Below are 20,206 nucleotides of genomic sequence, written 5' to 3'. Positions count from 1 at the left end.
AAAATTTCTTATTGCTAGTTACAAGCTTATATCGACAAATTTATAAATTTATGAACACTTAGTAAAGAAAAATTTATTTTTCAATATAAAAAATAGTAAGCAAAAACTGTGCCAAAATTTTAAAAAAATCTCAACTATCTTAAAAAATTTCAAATTTATTAAAAAGATCTGGATTATTTTCTAAGATATTACGTAAGATTAAATCTTCTATCACGCTTTTAGTGCAATCTGTTTGCTTAGGCCAAGTTCTTAAATAGCCCTCAGCTTCACCCTTAGCACTTGCATCCACTCCAAGTCTTTCTTCTTTGATAAAAATATCTCTTTTAGCATCTATATTATTTACCACACGCCAAACAAGCATATAAGGGTTTTCAAGCTTATTTTCAGTATCCAAAAATACTAAAATCCTAAAATGTTTTTTAAATTCTAAAAATTTATTAAAACTTTGTTCAATTTTTTCTTTTTTATTAAGCAAAATGCAAACTATAGGACTTTTGCTTTCTTTATAAAATTGCTTTAAATTTAAAAGCTCTACCTTAGTTTTAAAAAGTTCTAACAATTTTTCATCTTCTAAAATTTCAAGCTCTTCTACTTGTGTTTCCTTGCAAGCATCAAGTCCTGCTTTACCCCCAAAACAAGAATTAGGCGAAGCATGATCTAATTGATCACAAATTCCTTCTGAAATTAACATTTTCTTTGTATCAAAACGATTTAAAATATAAGGAATTAAAGCATCATAATCTTTCAAAGAAGGTGCATTTTTATCTACAAAAATTGCATGTTTAACAAAACTCATTTGCCCTACTCCCCAAAATGCATGCATAATTTGTTGCGCATGAGCGGGATATTTTGCATCAATTTTTGCTAAGATAAGATTATGAAAGACTCCATTTTCAGGCATATTATAATCAATTAAATCAGGTACTGAAGTTTGAAGCAAGGGTAAAAAAATTCTTTCAGTACCAAGCCCCATGATCTTATCTTCTAAAGGAGGCTTTCCTACAACCGTTGCTTGATATATCGCATCTTTTTTGGCATAAATTTTTTCTACTTTCATCACAGGAAAAAGTTCAGCAGGAGTATAAAAACCTGTATGATCTCCAAAAGGACCTTCGATTTTAAACTCTTCTAAATCCACATAACCTTCAATAACCACATCACTATCACAAGGTACAAAAATACCATTTTCACAAGGGGTAAGTTTTGCAGGAGTTTTTTTAATAAAACCATAAAGCAAAAGTTCAAAAATTCCTTTAGGTAAAGGTGCTTGAGAACACCAAATATAAAGTGGATCTCCACCTATAGCTATACTTACAGGCATTTTTTTAAAACCAGCATTTTTGTATTCGTGATAAAAATTTGCCCCATCTTTATGAATTTGCCAATGCATTAAAAGTTCATTTTTATCACTCATTTGCAAACGATACATTCCAAGATTATTTTGAGTTTTATCTAAATTTTGCGTATAAACTTGCCCCATGGTGATAAATTTACCCGCATCATCTTCCCAAGTTCTAAGCACTGGAAGTTCTTCAAGAGAGTTTAAAATTTCATAATCATACAAGGCTTTATTTTTTTTCAGTCTTTTAGGAGGAACATTTTTAAAACTTAACAAATTCATAAAAAAATCCATTTTTGCTTTAAAACTCGTAGGAATATGAAGCTTGGTGAGTTTTGAAATTTCTTCAGCCACCTCTTCATAATCACGCCCAAAAGCTAAATTTAAAGCCTTTTCATTGCAAAAAGTATTCATCAAAACAGGAAATTTATATTGTTTATTTAATTTTTTATCTATAGGATTTTTAAACAATAAAGCCTTACCTTTTTCTCCTTTTTTAGCTTCTATATAGGCTAAATGAGCGATTTCAAGATCTACATCTACAGGCTCTTCAATTACCCTTAAAAGATCATTTTCTTTTAAAATTTGAATAAATTCTTTCATAGCATGCTCTCAGCTTTTTTTAAAAGTTCTTTAGCACCTTTAGCAATAAACTCCTTAGCCAAACTCTCTCCAAAACCTTTAAAATCATCTTTTTTAATCATTCTTTTATCTTTTAAAATTTCTCTTCCATCGGGTAGTCCAAGCACTGCACGCACACAAATTTCATCTCCTAAAAGCTCTGCGTTAATACCTATAGGAACTTGACAACCCCCTTCTAAAGTAGCAATAAATTCTCTTTCAATGCTTGTTTCAATCAAAGCATTTTCATCATTTAAACATTTTAAAAGTTCTAAAATTTTTTCATCATTTATGCTTTCTATACCTAAAGCTCCTTGAGAAGCCGCAGGAATAAGCTCATCCTTGCTAAATCCATAAACAAAATTCACTTGCTTATCTAAGTTTAAGCGTTTAATTCCCGCCATTGCCAAAATAATCGCATCAAATTCATTATTTTTTAATTTCTCTATACGAGAATTAACATTACCACGCAAAGAAATAATCTCTAAATCAGGTCTTAATAATAAAATCTGCATCTTGCGTCTCAGACTAGTAGTGCCTATTTTTGCACCTTTTGGCAAAGAAAGAAAATCTTTATAATTTTGACTTAACATAGCATCATTGCTTTGCTCTCTTTTACTTACCGCTGCCAAAACTAAACCTTGAGGAAAAAAACTAGGCACATCTTTTAAACTATGTACCGCTAAATGCGCTTCTTTTCTTAACATACTTTCTTCAAGTTCTTTTGTAAAAAGTCCTTTGCCGCCAATTTTTGCCAAAGGAGAATCCAGCAAAACATCACCTTTTGTTTTAAAACCTTCTAAAAGCACTTCAATTTGATGTGTATTTTTTAAAATTTGGGCTACATGTTCACTTTGCCAAAGAGCTAATTGACTTTTTCTTGTTGCGATAATAAGCTTCATTTTCTATCCTCTATAATTTCAACATCAATGATTTCTTCATTAGAATTTTGATACTCTTGCTTAGTGTATTGATATTTTGATTTAGTCATTATTTTCAAAGCAATACCAAAGAAAAATACAAAAATTCCAAAAACACTTGTAATAATCCCTGGAACAACAAGTAAAAACCCTGCGATAACAAAAGAAAATTGTGTTAACATATCCTTTAAGCCACCCATTTGAAATTCAAGCATGTTTTTCCAAAAAATTCCCAATAAAACCGCACCAAAAATCATACTCAAAAGTATGAAAAATAAAAAATTACCAAAACCAAAAAACACTATAAAAAATATACTTGCAATAATTTCAAGTACAAATAAAGGGCTTAAACTTAATTTATAATTCATAACACTTTCTTTTTAAGAATTTCCATAAGTTCATCAGTTTTTATAAGTTCCTTTACTAAACCTTCTCTTTGGATAAACTCTATTTCATTATTTTCTAATCCTTTACCAATAACTAACGCATAAGGAAAACCCATAAGTTCAAAATCATTCATTTTGACCCCAAAACGCTCATTTCTATCATCAAGCAATACTTCTAATCCAAGATTGGTTAAATCCTCATAAAGCTTATTAGCAAATTCTAAAGCCTTTTCATCTTTGAGATTTGAAACAATAATTTCAAGCACAAAAGGAGCTAAAGTTTTATTCCAAATACATCCTTTTTCATCATGACTTGCTTCAATAGCTACAGCCAACAAGCGTGAAACACCTATGCCATAACATCCCATGTAAAAAGGCTGACTTTTGCCATTTTCATCTAAGAAATTTGCATTCATCGCTTTGGAATATTTTTGTCCTAGTTTAAAAATATGCCCTACTTCTATACCTTTGCTTTGTTTTAATTTTGCTCCACATTTAGCACAGCAATCCCCTTCTTTAACTTCAATCAAATCTTTAAAACGATCTTTGTTTAAATTTACAACATCAATGCCGATTAAATGATAATCTTTTTCATTCGCACCCATAATCATTTGTTTTTCGTTTTCAAGCTCAAAATCTATATAAAAATCTATATCTTTTAACCCCACAAAACCTATAAAACCAGCTACTAAACCAGCTTTTTCTAATTCTTCTTCGCTTGCATCGACTAGTTCAAGGGCATTGCAAGCATTTTGAGCCTTGATTTCTTGCAAATCATCACTTCCTCTTATAAAAAACACAACTAATTTGCTTTCATTTTCGTAAATAGCTTTTTTTACCACTGCTTTAATCGTATAAAAAGCATTGATTTTAAAAAATTGTGCTAAAGAATCTATAGTTTTAATATTTGGAGTGTGAAATTTACTTGCATAATTTGCTTCAGGACGCTCATCTTGACAAGTTTTTTTAGCTCTTTTTGCAGCTTCAACATTAGCTGCATAATCACAATTTTCACAAATTAAAATATCATCTTCCCCATTTTTTGCTAAAACCATAAATTCCTTAGAACCACTTCCACCAATAGCCCCACTATCAGCTTCAACTGCTCTAAAATCAAGTCCCATTCTTTGTAAAATTTGAGAATAAGTTTTATACATAAGCTCAAACTCACGCCCTAAATCTTCTTCATTAGCATGAAAACTGTATCCATCTTTCATTAAAAATTCACGACATCTTAAAAGCCCAAATCTAGGTCTTGCTTCATCACGAAATTTAAGTCCAATTTGATATAAATGCAAAGGAAGTTGTTTATAGCTTGTGATTTTGTTTTTTACCAAAGAAAGCATAGCTTCTTCATGTGTTGGACCTAAAACAAATTCATTTTCTTTTCTGTCTTTAAAACGCAGAAGTTCTTTTCCAAAAACATTATAACGCCCACTTTCTTGCCACAAACTTGCAGGAGTGATAAAACTAAGATTTACTTCTTGTGCTCCAGCCTTATCCATTTCTTCTTTAACTATATTTTTAATCTTGTCTAAAACTCTTTTTCCCAAAGGCAAGAAATTATAAAGTCCACTACCAATTTGTTCTACAAAACCTGCACGCGTTAAAAAAATATGACTAGGTAAACTCGCATCTTTTGGCGCTTCTTTTAAGCTTGGTGCATAAAATTTAGTAAATCTCATCATTATTCTCCATATCAAATTCACATTTATATTGATTTAAACCTTCAAGATTATTTTGCAAATCAAAAACATAACGCATAGCATTAATCACTGTATCGCTTTGCATTTTACCTTGTAAATGCTTCAAATTTACAGTAGGTGTGTGTAAAAAAGCCTTAAAAACTTGATGAATCAACTTTCTAGCCTCTTCTTTGTCGGATTTTTTCAAGTATCCTTTTTTTAACGCAATTTCAAGTTGTTTATCTGCATATTCTTTAGCTTGCAAGCGTATAGCTTTGATAATAGGCATCAAAGCCAAATCGTTTAAATATCTAAAAAATTCACTTGTTTCACGACCTATTATCCCATAAGCCATACGAGCTTCTTGTTCTCTTAACGCTAAATTTTTTTGAACCACAATCTCAAGATCATCTACGGCAAAAACAGATATATTTTCATTTTCATTGATATCAATATCCCTTGGAACTGCAATATCAAAAAAATACCTTTTATAAGGAAGTTCTTCTATTAAAGCATTTGTAATAATAGCATTTGGTGCATTGGTAGCTGAGAAAAAAAACTCGTATTGATTTAAATATTTTTTTAAATTTTCTAAACTATCATATTCGCTTAAAACACCAAGTCTCTCGCACAAATCTTTGGCTTTTTGTAAATCACGATTTAAAATAATCACTTTAGCACCCGCAGCAATTAAATGTTTTGCTGCAAGTTCCCCCATCTCTCCAGCTCCAATAACAACAGCTTTTTTCTGTGTTAAATCTGCAAGTTCTTTTGCTTTTGCCACAGCAACACTGGACACAGAAATAGGATTTTTAGAAATTTGAGTTTCATTGCGTACCTTAGCAGCACATTTAAAAGCACTATGTACTGCTCGTGAAAGGTGCACTCCGCAAAAATTATTTTTTACGGCAAAAGCAAAGGCATCTTTTAACTGCCCCGCTATCTGAGTTTCTCCAACCACCAAACTATCCAAAGAACTTGCTACGGAAAAAAGATGATGGATTGCTCCACTATCTTCAAAAATATCAGCTTTTTCAAGTAAAATATCTTTATCCACATCACAAAGCAAAGCCAAAGATTTAACAATAAACTCCGCACAGGCCATTTTTACAAAAGCAACAATTTCAACACGATTGCAAGTACTTATAACCAAACATTCTTCAATATTTTCATGAGTGCTAATGATTTTTAAAAACTCACTTTTTTTAGCTTCATTGGAAAAGCTTAACTTTTCCCTTAAGGCAATATCTGTATTTTTATGAGTAAAAGATATATAATAATACATTAAAATTCCCTATCTATCATAGCTTTAATAATATCATTAAGCTTGTTATTATCATATTTTTCAATCGCTTTACTAGCCTTTTTTGCATAAGTTTTAGCTTCTAAAATAGCTTTTTCCAAAGCTTTTTGTTCTTCAAATTTAGTTTTTAGCCACTCTTTTTCATTTTCATTTAAATCTTTTTTAAATAAAGTCTGCAAATATATCCTATCTTGTTCTTGTAAATTTTCATAAAGATAAATATAAGGTAAGGTAGTCTTACCCTCTTTAAAATCATTCATAGCAGGTTTTCCAAGAATTTTTTCATCACTCTTAATATCTAAAATATCATCAATCATCTGAAAAGCGAGTCCTAAATTTTTTCCATATTCTGCAAAATCTTTTTCATATAATCCAGCCAAAATAGCTCCGCATCTCGCACTTGCTTCGATCAAAACAGCTGTTTTATTATAGATCATTTTCAAATAAGCTTCTTTATTGATATTAAATTTCTCTCCCAAATCAACATCCATAAGTTCGCCTATAGCAAGCTTTACAACAGCATCTGAAATAATACTTGCAAATCTAGTATCCATTTTGCTTAATTCATAAAAGGCTTTTGAATACAAAATATCGCCCAACATAAGAGCATTTTTTGTGCCAAATTCAGCATTAACAGATCTTGCTCCACGCCTTAATTCACTCTCATCGATAATATCATCATGCAACAAACTAGCAAGATGTATCAATTCTATAGCTGCGCAAATTTTAAAAGCAATCTCACTCTCATCTGCGATAGCTAATAATAATTTAGAGCGTAATTTCTTTCCTGATTTTACATTTGAAAGCATATTTAAAATAGGTTCATAGCCAAGTTCTTGTAAAAACTGTTTTATTAATTCATCTATTTTTTGCACTATCTTTTCCTTGTTAATTGCTATTATTATTTTCTTTGTTTGTTAATGGTTTTACCTGAGGTTCGTTAAAATTAATCATAGGAACAACCTGATTGTTTTGCGGTGGATTTTGTAAAGCTTTTTTTCTCGGATCTAAAAATTCTACCATTAAACGAGATTCCTTATCTTCTATATAAACTGTAAAAGTTGCCAAACCTTTATTATAAGCACTAAATTCTAAAATCAGTCTTGCTCTATCAATATGTGGATTGGTATAATCAGGTATTAAAGTTTGAGTTACCCAATCTAAATTTCTTCTTAAACTCATCACAAATTGACGCGGATATTTGCGAAATTTCGAATGTACGATGATATTAGTATTATCAAACAAAGTCCAATAAAAATCAAAATTTTGCACCTTATCTTCATAGCCTATTTCTTTAATCTGCACACTAGCTCTCTCATCTTTTTTAAGTATAAATTTATAAGTATAAGCAAAAGTTGGTTCAGATGCTAAAACATTGCTAAAAATAAAAAAAATACAAATTAAACAAGGGCTTATTTTAAACAATTTTAGCCTTCGTGTCCTAAAATTTTTGCGCCTAATTCTATATAAATATCATTTTGCCTTTCTTCTATAAAATCACCATTTTCTAATATGAAATTTTTTACATCCATTTCTGTTAAACCTTGTTTTTCTAAAAGTTCTACCATGGCAATATGATCAGCAAAAAATTCCTCAAAAACTTTTTCTAAGGCTCCTAAATTTCCATTTTGTATAATTTCTATAAATTTTTCTTTTGGAGTTTTATTAAACATTTCATCAAAAAAATCCATTAATTTTCCTTGAAAATATAAGTTTTTGATTATAAAATTTTAATCGTTAAAAGTAGCTAAATTAAAATAATTAAAATTTAAATTTTATTTGCAATATGTAAAATTTTAGAAGTTAAATTCCGCATGGTGCGGAATTTATTATGAATGTGGTTTTGCTTGAGTGGCGTATTTTACACCCAAATCAAAAGCTTTAGCATTTGCGTCACGAGTTTTTGCAGGAACCATATGAAGCATAGTTTCCTTTAAAACATCTAAATCTATACATTTGCTCATATAAGCAGCAATTGCAAGTGCTACAACTGATTGAGTAGCCACATTTCCTACCTCATCTTTAGCTATGGTAATAATAGGAATTTCAAAAATTTGCCATTTTTTATAATCTTCACTTTCAGGATGTACCAAATTTGGCTCTACAACTATGATGCCTCCTTCTTTTACACCGCCACGAAAACCTTTATAGCCCTTATCTGCAGTCGAAAGCATAAAGTCTATCTCCCCTTCTACAGCATAAGGAAATAAAATTTCTTTATCATCAATGATAATATCCACCTTAGTAGGGCCACCACGCACTTGTGAAGTATAAGTTGAAGCCTTAAAAGCTTGGCGACCTTCTTTAATGGCTGCTTCTGCTAAAATTTCTCCTGCGGTGATAACACCTTGTCCGCCTTCACCGCCAAATCTTAATTGATATTTCATTTTAAAGCTCCTAAATCCACCATTCTTTTTTCTTTGGCTGCACGACGTACTTCTTCATAAGCGTGGCAGTATTCTGGCTGAGAATTATCTTCATGTAAAATTCCTGTTGGAAATTTATCTTTTCTTTCTTCAAAATCCATGCTTTCAAATTTAGCTTTATCCACAACGCGATTTTTAATCCAATCAAGCATAGCTACAGCTTCGCCCATTTTGTTTTTTCTACCTAGATTGATATGACAATTTGAAAAAACATCTACAAAACTATAACCCTTATGCGCTAGAGCCTTATAAATTAAATTTTCAAGCTTATTAGCTTCGATCACATTACCCCTTGCCACAAAAGAAGCTCCTGCAGCTTTAGTTAATTCACACGCATCAAAATTAGGGTCAATATTTCCAAATTGAGCTGTTACTGTATAAAAACCTTTTGGAGTGGTTGGGCTTGTTTGTGAATTCGTAAGTCCATAGATAAAATTATTGATCACAATGTGGGTTAAATCAATATTTCTACGACAACCATGTATGGTATGATTTCCACCAATTGCCAAAGTATCCCCATCTCCACTTACTACAATAACATGTTTACTAGGATTGGCTAATTTAATACCTGTTGCATAGGCTATTGCCCTACCATGAGTTGTATGAACTGTATTGCAATTTACATAAGAACTCATTCTACCACTACAACCTATACCCGAAACAAGACAAACATCATCCATATTCCAACCAAGTTTTTCTATTGCACGGATAATACATTTTAAAACAACGCCATCACCACATCCCCAGCACCACTGAGTAGGCATTTTATCTACTCTTAGATATTCATCATAATTAAAAGCCATTTATATATTCTCCTTTACCTTAGCAATAATTTCACTTGGAGTGATAGGACGACCATTTGCACGGTGCAAGCTAATAAAATCGCGACGCGAAGTTACTCTTTCAATCTCTTCAAGATATTGTCCCATATTAAGCTCGCTTACCATTACTTTTTTAAATTTGCTTACAACTTCAGCGATTTTTTTCTCAGCCACTGGATAAAGAGTAATTGGACGGAAAAGTCCCACTTTAATCCCTTGCTCTCTTAATCTTTGTATAGCTTCTTTTGCTGAACGACTTACGCTTCCATAAGCAATGATTAAAAATTCAGCATCATTAAGCATATACTCTTCATAAGCACAAATATCTTCTTGATTGTTTTTTATTTTACCTATGAGTCTTTCCATATTTTTTTTCACTATAACTCCATCTTCAGTTGGAAAACCTATATCTCCATGATGAAGTCCTGTAACATGATAACGATAACCTGTAAAGAAAGGATTTAAAGTTGCAGGCTCATTTTCTCCTGCTGCATAAGGTTTATAATCCTTTTTGTCTCCTTCAAATTTTTTACGGTTATACACTTTAATATCTTTTAAATCAGGTAAAACCGCTTTACCATTCATGTGCCCTACAGTTTCATCCATAAGTAAAAATACTGGAGTCATATATTTTTCAGCTAAATTAAACGCTCTAATGGTTTCTGTATAAGCTTCTTCAAGACTTGCAGGAGCAATAGCAATGCTTGCAAAATCCCCATGAGTTGGTGCTTTAGCTTGAAACAAATCTCCTTGTGCTACACGAGTTGGAAGACCTGTCGAAGGACCACCTCTCATAACATTTACAATCACAAGTGGAATTTCAGCAATAAATGCAAGTCCTATTTGCTCCGCTTTTAAAGAAATTCCAGGACCGCTACTTGCAGTCATGGATTTTACTCCACTCATTGCCGCACCAATAACCACACTAATACCTGAAATTTCATCTTCCATTTGTATAAAAGTTCCATCATTTGCAGGAAGCATATGACTTAGCTCGTGAGCTATCTCACTACTAGGGGTAATAGGATAGCCTCCAAAAAATTTACATCCACAATCAATCGCAGCTTTGGCGATTAAAACATTACCTGTTGCTATAACTTCTCTCATTATTTTTCCTATGCTAATTTTTTGTATTTGTTATTTTTTACGGCTACAGCTCTATCTTTAGACTCAGCAGTAAGTTTGGCAAATTTAAATTCATCTCTTTTTGCCACCATAATAGCAAAATCAGGGCAATGTGTCTCACACTCAGTACAGCCTATACAGGATTCAGGGTGTACCACCTCTATCATTTGTCCTAAAACCGCATGCACATCATCGCGCATAGCTAAAACCCCAGCGGGGCAATAGCTAACACAAATATTGCATGCTTTGCATCTATGCTCATCTACCCAAACAGGGGTATCTTTTGGAGCTGTCATACTCATGTTTTTCCTTTATCAACCTAATATTTTTTGAATTTCTTCACCAATTAAAGCCGGAGAATCCACCACATGAATTCCGTAACTTTTCAAAGCTTCTTTTTTAGCTGCAGCACTTTCATCAGCACTTCCTACTATGGCACCTGCATGCCCCATTCTTTTACCTTTTGGAGCAGTTGCACCTGCAATGAATGCTACCACAGGTTTGCTAATATTTTCTTTAATAAATTTAGCCGCTTCCACTTCCAAACTACCACCAATTTCACCTATCATTACAATAGCTTTAGTTTCATCATCTTTTTGGAATTCACTTAAAAGTTCTTTATAAGCAAGACCTATGATAGGATCACCACCAATTCCTACTGCAGTAGAAATTCCATAACCACCTTGAACTACCTGATTAGCAGCTTCATAAGTTAAAGTTCCACTTTTTGAAATAAGCCCCACGCAACCTTTTTTAAAAATAAAACCTGGCATAATACCTAATTTGCATTCTTCAGAAGTGATAATACCTGGACAATTTGGTCCAATGATTTTCATACCCTTTTTATTGGCATATTGCTTAGCAAACATCATATCTTTTACAGGCGTATGCTCGGTGATTACAACTGCAAGCTTAATACCCGCATCAGCTGCTTCAATCACGCTATCACCCACAGCAAAAGCAGGTACAAAGATCAAGCTCACATCAGCCTTTGTTGCTTTAACCGCATCTACAACGGTATCAAAAACTGGTTTACCTAAATGAGTTTGTCCGCCTTTATGAGGGGTGACACCTCCAACTATATTTGTACCATAAGCCATGCATTGCTCAGCGTGAAAAGTTGCTTCTTTACCTGTAAAACCTTGAACTATTACTTTTGTATTTTTATTAACCAATATACTCATTTTCTATCCTTATCCTACTAAACTTTTTACAAGCTCTGCACCGTTTTTAAGATTGGTTGCTGCTTTGATATTTTTAAGATTTGAATTATCTAAAATTGTCTTTGCTTCTGCTGCGTTAGTGCCATCAAGACGCACTACAATTGGAATATTTACCTCAACATTCTTAGTAGCTTCTAAAATTCCATTTGCTATCCTATCACAACGAACAATACCACCAAAGATATTGATAAATATAACTTTTACATTCTTATCTCTTAAAATGATTTCAAAAGCCTTTGCAACAGTTTCAGGAGAAGCTCCCCCGCCTACATCTAAGAAATTTGCAGGTTTTGCACCACTATAATTAATAATATCCATAGTTGCCATTGCTAGACCCGCACCATTTACCATACAAGCTACATCTCCATCTAATTTCACATAGCTTAAGCCAAATTCAGCCGCTTCTCTTTCAGCAGGATTTTCTTCAGTAATATCTCTAAGTTCAGCAATTTCAGGATGACGATAAAGCGCACTATCATCAAAACTGCATTTTGCATCAAGGGCATAAAAATCCCCTTCTGCAGTTTTAATTAAAGGATTGATTTCAAGCATATTCATATCTTTATCCATGTAAAGCTTATAAAGTTTAGCTATCATAGAAATAAGTTTTTTGCCTTCATCTTTATCAAGTCCTAAAACTCTCGCTACTTCAAGTCCATGAAACATTTTAAAACCAATTTGTGGATCAATGCCTACTTTTGCAATTTTTTCAGGACTTTCTTTGGCTACTTTTTCTATATCCATCCCTCCTTCACTTGAAGCGATAATGGTAATTTGCTCTGCCATTCTATTAAATAAAATAGCCAAATAATACTCTTTTACTATATTAGCGCCACTTTCTATATAAAGTTTTTGCACGAGCTTACCTTCAGGTCCTGTTTGATGAGTTACTAAATTCATTCCTAAAATTTTACTTGCATAATCTTTTACCTCATCTAAATTTTTAGCGATTTTAACACCACCACCAAGACCACGGCCTCCTGCATGAATTTGAGCTTTAACCGCCCAAACACTACCGCCTAATTCTTTAGCATTAGCCACAGCTTCATCTACGCTAAATGCAACTTTTCCCTTTAAGGTAGGGATACCATTATCCGCAAAAATTGCTTTTGCTTGATACTCATGTATGTTCATTTATTCTCCTTTATATTGATATTTGATTAAAGATTTTTCTAATTTGTCTTTTTCTTGTGAACTAAGATCTAATCTCATGATTTCAATCACACCTTCAAGTCCTAATCTTGCCATAACTCCTAAGGCTTTGTTTTGCACTCCAAATTCTCCATGTAAAATCACACTCATAGGTAAAAACTCGCCACTTCTTATGGACTCAAGCATTCTTATACAAGCACTAGCAGGGGCTAAATAAGCTGAAGTTTTAAGATGTTTGATTACTTTAGCTCCACCTGTTTTTACTTCATTTTCTAAATCATCAAATTCTTCTTCATTTAAAAATTCGCTTATATTTTTATTTTTAACACTTGCGTAAGATTTTACCAAAACCATATCATCATTATGAAAACCAATAAGTCTTGTATCCACACTTGACATTTTGACATTAAGTTTTTTGGCAAGCTCATACTTAAATCTTGCATTGTCTAAAACTCCCGCCATGGCTATAATTTTCTTTGATGAAAAAATCCCGCTTTCATAAAGAGTATTAAGTAGAAAATCCACAGGATTAGTTAAAATAATAAAAAGCGGATCTTCTGTAAAATCTTTAATTTTTTTAGCACAATCAAGCATAATGCTTGTATTCAACTGAAGCAATTCTTCTCTACTTTGCCCATCTTTTCTAGCAAAACCTGCACTAAAAAGCACTATATCTGAATTTTTGGTATGAGTATAATCTTTAGCGCAAAGTAAATCTATATTTAAATTTAAAGCAGCTATGCTTTGAGTAAGTTCTAGTTCTTTTGCATAAAGCAAATCCTCATTGATATCTACTAAAACAATTTCATTTGCTATTTCTCTTAAAATCAAAGCATAAGCTACGCTTGAGCCCACATTGCCAGCCCCTATAACAGTGATTTTCATCTTTGTCCTATTTTTTCTAAAATAGCGTTAAAAGTTGCACTTGGACGCATGATTTTATTTGCTTTTTCATCATCAAATTTATAATACCCACCCAAATCCACTTTCACACCTTGTGCATTGTTAAATTCGGCTCTGATTTTTTCTTCATTAGAAGAAAGCTCTAGGGCAATATCTTTAAAAAAGCTTTGAAGCTCCATATCACTTGCCTGTCTTGCTAAATGATTTGCAAAATACATTGCTAAGTAAAAATGACTTGTTCTATTGTCATCTTCTTTAACTTTTCTTGATGGAGCTTTATTATTTTCAAGCCATTCGCCTATAGCCTCATCAAGACATTCTGCTAAAACCTTAGCTTTATGATTACTGCACTTATTTGCATAAAATTCCAAACTTGCTTGCAAAGCCAAAAATTCACCCAAACTATCCCAACGCAGATGATTTTCTTCGACTAATTGTTCTACTTGTTTAGGTGCTGAACCCCCTGCTCCTGTTTCAAACATAGCTCCACCCTTTAACATAGGCACAACAGAAAGCATTTTTGCACTTGTTCCAAGCTCTAAAATAGGAAAAAGATCGGTTAAATAATCCCTTAAAACATTACCCGTGATAGAAATAACATCTTTACCTTCTCGGATTAACTCTAAACTTCTTAAACAAGCTTCTTTTGGAGTTAAAATGGCTATATTTTTACCCTTTTCTTTTAAACGATTTTGTACCAAAGTTATCATGATTTTATTACTAGCTCTTTTGCTATCTAACCAAAAAATAGCTTCGGCTCCACTAAGTTCTGATCTTTCTATACCTAAATCAATCCAATTTAACACCGCATCAAATTTAGCCTGATTAGCTCTATAAATATCACCTTTTCTAACCTTATGTTCTAATAAAACTTTACCGTTAGAAACTATTTTAAAAGTTCCTTCTTCTTTAGCCACAAAGGTTTTATCGTGCGAGCCATATTCTTGAGCCTTTTTAGCCATTAAACCTACATTAGATACACTGCCAAGTTTTGAAGGATTTAAAGTACCATTTTTATGCAAATCTTCAATAACCGCCTCATAAATAGCTGCGTAAGTTTGATCAGGAATTACGGCATTTGTGTCCTTTTCCTTACCTTCCTTATCCCACAATCTTGCGCCATTTTTAAGCATTGCAGGCATAGAAGCATCAACGATAACATCGCTTGGAACATGAAGATTTGTGATGCCTTTATCTGAATTTACCATAGAAATATCTGCAGATTTAGCTAAAATTTCATTGTATTTTTTTAAAATTTCATCTTTTTTGCTTGAATTTTCGATCTTACTTAAAAGCTCACTTAAACCATTATTTGGATTAATACCTAATTTTTCAAATTCATCTTGAAATTCGATAAATAATTCTTTAAAAAATACTTTTACCGCATAACCAAAAAGTATAGGATCACTTACTTTCATCATTGTAGCTTTTAAATGCAAAGAAAAAAGCACATCATCATCTTTGCTTGCTTTAATTTCTTTTGCATAAAATTCCTGAAGCTTCTCTACATCCATAAAAGTAGCGTCTAAAATTTCATTTTTTTCAAGTTTTAAACCCTCTTTTAAAATTTCATTTTTACCATCAATGCTTGTAAATTCTATATTAGCCACACAATCTTGATCGATTAAAACCGCTTTTTCATTAGAGAAAAAATCCCCTTCTTTCATGTAAGAAACACGAGTTTTTGAGTTTGGATTAAACTCAACCACACGATAAGGATTGTTTTTTGCATAGTCTTTTACCGCTTTTGTTGAACGACGATCTGAATTTCCTTGTCTTAATACAGGATTAACCGCTGAACCTAAAACTTTTTGATATTTTGTTTTAATTTGCAATTCTTCATCATTTTTTGGCTCATCTGGGTAATTTGGTAACATGTAACCCTTATCTTGCAATTCTTTAATCGCCGCCTTAAGCTGAGGAATAGAAGCTGAAATATTTGGGGTTTTAATAAGATTTGCATCCGATCTTTTGACAAGCTCGCCTAAAAGCTCTAAAGCATCTTCACATCTTTGTTCCTCTTTTAAATACTCACTAAAAGTAGCTAAAATCCTTCCAGATAAAGAAATATCCGAGGTTTTTACTCCTATATACGCCCTACTTAAAAAAGCTTTCACTATAGGCAAAAACGAATAAGTCGCAAGAGCTGGGGACTCATCTGTTAAGGTATAAGTAATTTGCATTTTTAGTCCTTTAAAAACTTATTTTTATTTTCATTTTTAAGTATATTACAAATAAAAAAAAATGCAAGAGTAAGTTTAAAGTTTGTTTTAGTTTTCAAACAAACTTTAAATATTTTTAATTAAGTAAATTAGCAGGAAGTTGTATGATATTTTTAATAAGATTAAAAGGGGTTTTTAGGGTATCTGTTAAAATTTCGGTATGAAATTTAGGGTCATCTATACTTCCATCTATTTTTAAGTTTGTGCTAATTTCTTGATTTTTACCTAAAATTACATAATTTAAAATTGGAACCTTGGATATAGCTTCTGAAGCTGATTTTAAAGTTTTAAGCTCTAAACTAAAATCCACTGTATTTAATCTTAAATTTGCTGATCCTAAACCATATATATCTACACTATCGCCATTTAAATTAATAGCCAAAACACTTAAAAGATCTTTTTTCCTATTAAAAATAATCTTTCCATCATGCAAGCTTAAACCTTTTTGATTAAAAGTTGGAGATTTAAACATCAATAAACTTGGTACAGTATCAATAAAGGAAATAAGCTGATTTACACCTTTTAAATCCTTCACATAAGTGTTTTTAAAATCGATCTGTCCGTCAAAATACTCCAATCCACTTCCTTTTATACTTAAGTTAAACACTCCATCTTGAACAGCTTGTTTTTGTAAAAACTCATTTAAATAATTATCATCAATATTGCTAACGTTTAAATTTAAATCATTAGAAGAATAATAAAGATCAAATTTTGCATTTCCTCTAGAACCTTTAAGATCCAAAGCATTGCCTTTTAAATCAGCCTCTACCCTATCAAAAGCCAAAGTTTTATTAGAATCTGGCAAAATTAAAGCTACATTTGCTCCACCAAAACTAATATTTTGGGTATTAGTAGAAATATCAAATGTTGAATTTGAAGAGTTGGAATCTTTTCTATAAATATAACTTAAATTTTTCAAATGAATTTCTTTATTATCAGAACTTATTTTAGCACTTGCTGTATCACTTTGAGTATGAATTTCCATAACGCCTTTATTTTTTACAATATCAAAGCTATCATTTTCATAAGGAGTTTGACCGTTGATAAGTAAATTATTTTTAAAATAAGCATCATTAACGCTTGCATTAAAATCTTCGAAATTTAAAGTTTTATAATAAACATTTTTAGCATCGATAAACCCAAACTTTTTAAGCAATGGAGAAAATGAAAATAAAATCTTAGGATTACTAAGATTAGCCTCAAGTCCATCTTTAAAATTTAAAATCAAATTCCACTGAGGAATGCTAATGTTAACATTTTGCGAATAATCTAATTTTACTTCTACATTTTGATTTTTTAAATCTAAAAGCTCCCCATTGTCAAAATAAAGCCTTGAAATCTGAGTATTGAAATTTCCTTGCTGTTTTTGCAAGTCAAATTTAGCATTAAAATCAGCTTTTAAAAAGCCATTTTCAACACTAGCATTTTCTATATTTAAATTATTTTGATTTAATTTGACAAATGCTTTTGCAATATTAAAATCAGCCAAAGAAATACTAGCATTCTCTAAAGCTAAAATACCACTATAAAAAATTTCACCCTTATCATGAAAATCAATTTTAAGCTCTAAATCACTTTTAATTTTTCCGCTTTTTTGATAAAAAGGTAATGAAAAATGATAATCTTCCAAAGCTTTAGCAAGTTTTTCGTCAAATTTTAGATTATCAGACTTAATGCGCAAATAAATCCCAACTTTTTTTTCATCAAACAAATCATATAGATAAACCTTACTAGAACTTAAATCAGCACCATTATAGAAAGCTTTATTAAAGACAAAATCAAGCTTTTGTTTATTTAAATTTAAATCGAGTTTTGGAATTTCAATAGCATTCATTTTATCATCCAAGCGAACTTTGACATTATTAACATAACCTGATGCGCTAATATTGTCTAAATAATAATTATTTTTAGTAAAATCTATAAAGCCCTGCAAATAATCTAAATGATAAAATTCTCCCTTAGCCCTATATGCCATCCAAAGATTTAAACTCTGTGGAAGTTCTATTCTTTTATTAACTCTTTTAAAAATTTCCGTAATATTCCTAATGTTTAAATCTTCTATTTTATAAGCTAAATTTTTATCTTTGTAAGAAATACTTGCGTTAAAGTCAAATAATTCTCCACTTGCTCTACCTTGAAAATAATAAAACTCGCTCTTAGTATTGATACTTAAATTTCCATCAATATTTAAATCATAATCTTTTAATAAAAGTTTTTTAATATCAGCTATAAGTTCTTTATTTTGACGCTGTAATGTTAATTTTAAAAATAACAAATCATTATCTATAAAAAATTCATTATCTTTAAATAAAATACGCACATGATTATCTTTTATATTTAAATTTTGTATATCAATCTCTTCAACAAAAGTATATAGATATTTTAAATTTTTTGTTATTTTTAAAATCTCTGTTGAAGCATTATCAGAAGAGTGAGTTTGTGATGAAATTTCGGAATTTTGAGTCTCATTTATAGTGATATTTTTTGCTCGTACAATTAATTTTTTATCTAATTTAATATATAATTGTTCTAATTTTAAAAAATCAAATTGGATACTAGAGATGACAATCCCATTTTTAAGCACTATAAACAAAGCTAATATAAGCACAACAAAAAATACAACAATATATAAAATTTTCTTTTTCATACGCAACTTCTTTTTGATATTTATTTTGGGGATTTTTTATTATCTAACTCAGCCTTTAAAAAGCAATTCTGTGGTATTTATTCCCCAAGGTTCAATTTCTCAAATTATAACATATTTAAAGCAAAATAAATATCAGATGAGTAGTATTGATAAATATATTTTATTTTTTTTAGGACACCCTCAATCAGGCTGGATCAACATAGGTACAAAAGATTTAAATAGAGCTGAATTTCTACATAAACTCACTATTGCTAAAGCAGCACTTCAAACCATTACTCTTATCCCAGGGGAAACAAGTGTAATCTTTTTAGAACAAGCAGCCAAACAACTTGGACTTGATAAAGATATACTTTTAAAAGAATTTCAAGCTCAAGCTCCTTATGATGAAGGAGTTTTTTTACCAGAAACTTATAAAATCCCAAAAGGCATTACAGAAAATCTACTCATTCAAATGCTTTTAAACCATGCTGAAATTTCCAATAAAAAAACTTCTGAGAAAATTTTTGGGGATTATAATCCAAAAAAATGGCACCAATATATCATCATCGCTTCTGTAATACAAAAAGAAGCTGCCAATGAAAATGAAATGCCTATAGTTGCAAGCGTAATTTACAATCGACTTAAAAAAGGTATGAAGCTTCAAATGGATGGAACTTTAAATTATGGAATTTACTCCCATGTAAAAGTTACCCCACAAAGAATAAGACAAGATAATAGCTCTTATAATACCTATAAATTTACGGGATTGCCTAAAGAAGCGGTTTGCAATGTTTCTTTAGCTGCTATTCGTGCAGCTATTTTTCCTTTAAAAACAGATTATTTATATTTTGTGCGTGATAAAAATACTGGAGTTCATATTTTTAACACAAATATAGATGATCACAATAAAGCCATAAATTTACAAAAAGGAAAATAATTTGATATTTTTATGCAAAATAGTTAAATTGGAACAGTATTTGCTTGTTAATATTAAAAATTATAAAAAGGATAAAAAATGATTAACCCATTTAAGTCAAAAGAACTAGTCACTGGTGCTTTAGCGGGTAGAAATCTAAGAAATCAGCTCATCAATGCCAATCTTGCAAATGTTGATACTCCTTTTTATAAAGCAAGAGATATTGAATTTGAAACAGCTTTGGTAAATCGTGCAAATGAAATTTTTAAAAAAAATGATAATAAAGAATTGCAATTAGCCATAACCGAAGAAGGACATCAAAAACCTTGGAAATTTCCAGATCCTAGTAAATCTACTATTTACTTAAGAGACGGACATTTAGCAAGAAATGATGCAAATACTGTTGATCTAGATGTAGAAACCACAGAAATGAGCAAAAATACAGTTATGATAACAGCTCTTGATGGAGTTTTAAGAAGACAAAGCAATATCTTTAGTTCTATACTTGATGCAAGCTCTAAATTAAGTTAAAGGTAAA

At 31.2% G+C, this 20,206-nt stretch carries 19 protein-coding genes; 2 read left to right on the top strand and 17 right to left on the bottom strand.

Features of this window, described 5'->3' with window-relative positions; translation table 11 throughout:
- Nucleotides 1-139: 139 nt before the first annotated feature.
- The 17 genes from AJ930_RS08090 to AJ930_RS08010 form a co-directional block, all read right to left on the bottom strand.
- The gene (locus AJ930_RS08090; RefSeq protein ID WP_002861268.1) at nt 140-1,942 is read right to left on the bottom strand and encodes a menaquinone biosynthesis decarboxylase; all 1,803 of its coding nucleotides are present in this window, start codon (nt 1,940-1,942) and stop codon (nt 140-142) included.
- Nucleotides 1,939-2,862, bottom strand: coding sequence for a hydroxymethylbilane synthase (gene hemC / locus AJ930_RS08085; RefSeq protein WP_002861267.1), 924 nt, complete (start codon nt 2,860-2,862; stop codon nt 1,939-1,941). The genes AJ930_RS08090 and hemC overlap by 4 nt, the downstream gene beginning before the upstream one ends.
- On the bottom strand, nt 2,859-3,248 hold the full coding sequence (gene fxsA, locus AJ930_RS08080) for an FxsA family membrane protein (protein ID WP_002861266.1): 390 nt from the start codon (nt 3,246-3,248) through the stop codon (nt 2,859-2,861). Before fxsA ends, hemC begins: the two co-directional genes overlap by 4 nt.
- Nucleotides 3,245-4,954 carry a proline--tRNA ligase gene (locus tag AJ930_RS08075; RefSeq protein ID WP_083263166.1) on the bottom strand — a complete coding sequence of 570 codons (1,710 nt, stop codon included), beginning with the start codon at nt 4,952-4,954 and terminating at the stop codon, nt 3,245-3,247. The genes fxsA and AJ930_RS08075 overlap by 4 nt, the downstream gene beginning before the upstream one ends.
- The gene (gene hemA, locus AJ930_RS08070) at nt 4,938-6,236 is read right to left on the bottom strand and encodes a glutamyl-tRNA reductase (protein WP_070275141.1); all 1,299 of its coding nucleotides are present in this window, start codon (nt 6,234-6,236) and stop codon (nt 4,938-4,940) included. The genes AJ930_RS08075 and hemA overlap by 17 nt, the downstream gene beginning before the upstream one ends.
- Complete coding sequence (locus tag AJ930_RS08065; protein ID WP_044779925.1) at nt 6,236-7,129, bottom strand: hexaprenyl-diphosphate synthase; 894 nt, start codon at nt 7,127-7,129, stop codon at nt 6,236-6,238. Before AJ930_RS08065 ends, hemA begins: the two co-directional genes overlap by 1 nt.
- A 13-nt stretch (nt 7,130-7,142) precedes the next feature.
- Nucleotides 7,143-7,679, bottom strand: coding sequence for an exporting protein (locus AJ930_RS08060; protein ID WP_070275140.1), 537 nt, complete (start codon nt 7,677-7,679; stop codon nt 7,143-7,145).
- 2 nt (nt 7,680-7,681) lie between these two features.
- Entirely contained in the window at nt 7,682-7,945 is a 264-nt protein-coding gene (locus AJ930_RS08055; protein ID WP_002854834.1) for a DUF2018 family protein, read from the bottom strand.
- Nucleotides 7,946-8,083: 138 nt separating this feature from the next.
- Nucleotides 8,084-8,641, bottom strand: coding sequence for a 2-oxoacid:acceptor oxidoreductase family protein (locus AJ930_RS08050; protein ID WP_002870949.1), 558 nt, complete (start codon nt 8,639-8,641; stop codon nt 8,084-8,086).
- Nucleotides 8,638-9,483 (bottom strand): 2-oxoglutarate ferredoxin oxidoreductase subunit beta, encoded by an 846-nt coding sequence (locus AJ930_RS08045; protein ID WP_002854895.1) that lies wholly within the window; start codon nt 9,481-9,483, stop codon nt 8,638-8,640. Before AJ930_RS08045 ends, AJ930_RS08050 begins: the two co-directional genes overlap by 4 nt.
- Nucleotides 9,484-10,608: a 2-oxoglutarate synthase subunit alpha gene (locus AJ930_RS08040; protein WP_070275139.1), complete on the bottom strand. Its 1,125-nt coding sequence runs from the start codon at nt 10,606-10,608 to the stop codon at nt 9,484-9,486.
- A gap of 8 nt (nt 10,609-10,616) precedes the next feature.
- Nucleotides 10,617-10,928 (bottom strand): 4Fe-4S binding protein, encoded by a 312-nt coding sequence (locus AJ930_RS08035; RefSeq protein ID WP_032599199.1) that lies wholly within the window; start codon nt 10,926-10,928, stop codon nt 10,617-10,619.
- Nucleotides 10,929-10,940: 12 nt separating this feature from the next.
- Nucleotides 10,941-11,810, bottom strand: a complete 870-nt coding sequence (gene sucD / locus AJ930_RS08030; protein ID WP_044779927.1) for a succinate--CoA ligase subunit alpha — start codon at nt 11,808-11,810, stop codon at nt 10,941-10,943.
- 9 nt (nt 11,811-11,819) lie between these two features.
- Nucleotides 11,820-12,983 (bottom strand): ADP-forming succinate--CoA ligase subunit beta, encoded by a 1,164-nt coding sequence (sucC, locus tag AJ930_RS08025; RefSeq protein WP_002855069.1) that lies wholly within the window; start codon nt 12,981-12,983, stop codon nt 11,820-11,822.
- The gene (locus tag AJ930_RS08020; RefSeq protein WP_070240564.1) at nt 12,984-13,886 is read right to left on the bottom strand and encodes a malate dehydrogenase; all 903 of its coding nucleotides are present in this window, start codon (nt 13,884-13,886) and stop codon (nt 12,984-12,986) included. It lies immediately after the preceding gene.
- Nucleotides 13,883-16,087, bottom strand: a complete 2,205-nt coding sequence (locus AJ930_RS08015) for an NADP-dependent isocitrate dehydrogenase (protein WP_070275138.1) — start codon at nt 16,085-16,087, stop codon at nt 13,883-13,885. The genes AJ930_RS08020 and AJ930_RS08015 overlap by 4 nt, the downstream gene beginning before the upstream one ends.
- A 115-nt stretch (nt 16,088-16,202) precedes the next feature.
- Complete coding sequence (locus AJ930_RS08010) at nt 16,203-18,773, bottom strand: DUF3971 domain-containing protein (protein WP_070240566.1); 2,571 nt, start codon at nt 18,771-18,773, stop codon at nt 16,203-16,205.
- Here AJ930_RS08010 and mltG point away from each other — a divergent pair.
- A complete protein-coding gene (gene mltG, locus AJ930_RS08005; protein WP_044778761.1) occupies nt 18,688-19,689 on the top strand; it encodes an endolytic transglycosylase MltG in 1,002 nt (333 codons plus the stop codon). The two genes, AJ930_RS08010 and mltG, sit on opposite strands and share 86 nt — an antisense overlap.
- Before the next feature lie 78 nt (nt 19,690-19,767).
- Complete coding sequence (flgB, locus tag AJ930_RS08000) at nt 19,768-20,199, top strand: flagellar basal body rod protein FlgB (protein WP_002861254.1); 432 nt, start codon at nt 19,768-19,770, stop codon at nt 20,197-20,199.
- The last annotated feature ends 7 nt before the right edge of the window (nt 20,200-20,206 follow it).

The organism is Campylobacter sp. BCW_6871 (assembly GCF_001762325.1).
In the GTDB taxonomy this organism is placed as follows: Bacteria; Campylobacterota; Campylobacteria; order Campylobacterales; family Campylobacteraceae; genus Campylobacter_D; species Campylobacter_D jejuni.
This window is presented reverse-complemented; position numbering and strand designations above follow the sequence as displayed.

Excerpts from the sequence above, each read along its gene's own strand:
- sucD (WP_044779927.1), bottom strand. The coding sequence starts at position 11,810 with ATGAGTATATTGGTTAATAAAAATACAAAAGTAATAGTTCAAGGTTTT.
- hemC (WP_002861267.1), bottom strand. The coding sequence starts at position 2,862 with ATGAAGCTTATTATCGCAACAAGAAAAAGTCAATTAGCTCTTTGGCAA.
- AJ930_RS08010 (WP_070240566.1), bottom strand. The coding sequence starts at position 18,773 with ATGAAAAAGAAAATTTTATATATTGTTGTATTTTTTGTTGTGCTTATA.
- mltG (WP_044778761.1), top strand. The coding sequence starts at position 18,688 with ATGACAATCCCATTTTTAAGCACTATAAACAAAGCTAATATAAGCACA.
- AJ930_RS08020 (WP_070240564.1), bottom strand. The coding sequence starts at position 13,886 with ATGAAAATCACTGTTATAGGGGCTGGCAATGTGGGCTCAAGCGTAGCT.
- AJ930_RS08015 (WP_070275138.1), bottom strand. The coding sequence starts at position 16,087 with ATGCAAATTACTTATACCTTAACAGATGAGTCCCCAGCTCTTGCGACT.
- fxsA (WP_002861266.1), bottom strand. The coding sequence starts at position 3,248 with ATGAATTATAAATTAAGTTTAAGCCCTTTATTTGTACTTGAAATTATT.
- AJ930_RS08045 (WP_002854895.1), bottom strand. The coding sequence starts at position 9,483 with ATGGCTTTTAATTATGATGAATATCTAAGAGTAGATAAAATGCCTACT.
- hemA (WP_070275141.1), bottom strand. The coding sequence starts at position 6,236 with ATGTATTATTATATATCTTTTACTCATAAAAATACAGATATTGCCTTA.
- AJ930_RS08035 (WP_032599199.1), bottom strand. The coding sequence starts at position 10,928 with ATGAGTATGACAGCTCCAAAAGATACCCCTGTTTGGGTAGATGAGCAT.
- sucC (WP_002855069.1), bottom strand. The coding sequence starts at position 12,983 with ATGAACATACATGAGTATCAAGCAAAAGCAATTTTTGCGGATAATGGT.
- AJ930_RS08050 (WP_002870949.1), bottom strand. The coding sequence starts at position 8,641 with ATGAAATATCAATTAAGATTTGGCGGTGAAGGCGGACAAGGTGTTATC.
- flgB (WP_002861254.1), top strand. The coding sequence starts at position 19,768 with ATGATTAACCCATTTAAGTCAAAAGAACTAGTCACTGGTGCTTTAGCG.
- AJ930_RS08055 (WP_002854834.1), bottom strand. The coding sequence starts at position 7,945 with ATGGATTTTTTTGATGAAATGTTTAATAAAACTCCAAAAGAAAAATTT.
- AJ930_RS08075 (WP_083263166.1), bottom strand. The coding sequence starts at position 4,954 with ATGATGAGATTTACTAAATTTTATGCACCAAGCTTAAAAGAAGCGCCA.
- AJ930_RS08040 (WP_070275139.1), bottom strand. The coding sequence starts at position 10,608 with ATGAGAGAAGTTATAGCAACAGGTAATGTTTTAATCGCCAAAGCTGCG.
- AJ930_RS08090 (WP_002861268.1), bottom strand. The coding sequence starts at position 1,942 with ATGAAAGAATTTATTCAAATTTTAAAAGAAAATGATCTTTTAAGGGTA.